This window comes from Leifsonia sp. NPDC058248 (assembly GCF_042881905.1).
Lineage (GTDB): Bacteria > Actinomycetota > Actinomycetes > Actinomycetales > Microbacteriaceae > Leifsonia.
In genome coordinates, this window is record NZ_JBHVXB010000024.1 from 1 (window position 1) to 1,639 (window position 1,639).

2 protein-coding genes are annotated in these 1,639 nt (G+C 58.9%); both read right to left on the reverse strand.

The window, feature by feature from the left end; genetic code table 11:
- Positions 1 to 118 precede the first annotated feature (118 nt).
- Entirely contained in the window at positions 119 to 1,117 is a 999-nt protein-coding gene (locus ACFVV5_RS19125) for a hypothetical protein (RefSeq protein ID WP_387247283.1), read from the reverse strand.
- Positions 1,118 to 1,129: 12 nt separating this feature from the next.
- Positions 1,130 to 1,639 (reverse strand): transglycosylase SLT domain-containing protein (locus ACFVV5_RS19130; RefSeq protein ID WP_387247285.1); only part of this gene is annotated, 510 nt, incomplete at its 5' end.

Sequence of the window (1,639 nt, forward strand, 5' to 3'; positions counted from 1 at the left end):
TTGCCAGGAGCCCTCTTGAGCAAGCGGTACAGTGAAGTCCAGGCTGATCCACTCATCGATCTCACCGACACGCTTGAGATTGCGGTCAAAGACCTCCACTCGATAGCCCATGCTCCTCCTAAACGTAAGACGCGTAGCGCGGGTAGTAGGAAAGCGTCACGGACGCATTGGAGGTGCCGGCCACGACTGAAACCGTGGCTGTGGTGTCACCTGGCTCGACCGACCAGAACTCAGGGTTGGTGTCCAAGTTCCCCCAATAGTTGGTTCCTTGGTCGTCCTTCACCGTCTTGTGGCCAGGGCGGGTGTCTATGGTGAGAGTCCTTCCCGTGGGCACCAGATCAGAGCCGTCAGCGGGAGCAGACGCCTTTACTAGGGCACCCGTAGGACCCTTCAAAGAGAAGGATTTGATGGGGCCCCGTAGCTCCCATATAGGCCATGCCTCGATGTCTCCCGGATTGCTGATGGTGATCTTGTCCTCAGGGACACCCATCACGCCGCTACTCAGGTGCATCGGAAAGAAGGTGGTTGTGGTACTGAGCAGGGCATCGCCTGCACCGAAATCCCAGCGTGTTGACTGAGCCCTTTCCGGATAGAACCAAGGGTCCATTGCCGTGAATGTCAGTCCGTACTTCGCCCACCGGAACCCAGAGGTGTCAGTGCCCTCAGCCCCTTCCATACCGCCCTTGTAATAGGCGGATATCTGACGGGTCCGGTTGGCGCCCTCAGTAATCTTGATGAGGCAGTGTCCCCTCTTGGGGTTGAGGGCCTGGAACAGTTTTCGCTTTAGCGCGTTAACGCTTGGTCGGTCATAGCCATGGAGGTAGACCGGAATCATGATCTCGCGGGCAGCGGCCCGAGCAGAACGGTAGATAGAACCGTCAAGGTTGGGGGAGTCATCGGAGAACAGGGCAAAGGGAGGCATGTCCAGGCCCGTGGCCCCCGGTTGCATGATGATGGAGGACCACTCAGGGCCGTCGAACTCGGTCAGGGGGATTGGGTCCCCCTGACCAGAGTTACCGACGAGCGTCACGCGGGTGTGGCCCCATTCAACCGGAGTCGGCGGCACCGGGTACTTGATCTGTGGCGGTGCCGGCTTCGGGAGAATCGGAATAGGCATAGAGCCCCCTCCTTACAGGTTCGAGTAAAGCGCCTCCGCTGTTTGAAGGGCCCGCATAACCGCCTGAGGAGTCGGCTCGTTTCGAGCCTCGTGAACGTGGATTTCGTACTTCTTCCCGCTCAGCATTGCCTCAGTTTCTCGGTTGTTGTAGACGCGTTCTCCTCCGCCAAAGTGGACAAGTTCCCGCCCCTTCTCACCGACCATGGCAAAGCCTGGAGAAGCGGCGAGGGTGCCGGATGCGTAACCGGTATTTCCGGCAAGAACCCGCATCCAGTTAGCCCCATATCGCTTGGTGGCGTAGGAGAGCCCGGCATAGATGTTGGCCAAGGGATTAACACTGACCCCGTACATCTTGGGGCCCGTGTTACGGAAAGGCCCTGCGTAGGCATCAAAGGTTGGCCCGATTACCTGAGCGAGGCCCACAGACGGGGTACCGCTCTGCCAGTTGATATCCCACCTGTTCACCGCGTACGGGTCTCCGCCAGACTCAATGTCGATTCGATGTAGAACCGTCTGTAGAGC

What these genes read in the sequence shown, in the direction of transcription:
- ACFVV5_RS19125 (WP_387247283.1), bottom strand. Translation starts at nt 1,117, where the DNA reads ATGCCTATTCCGATTCTCCCGAAGCCGGCACCGCCACAGATCAAGTAC.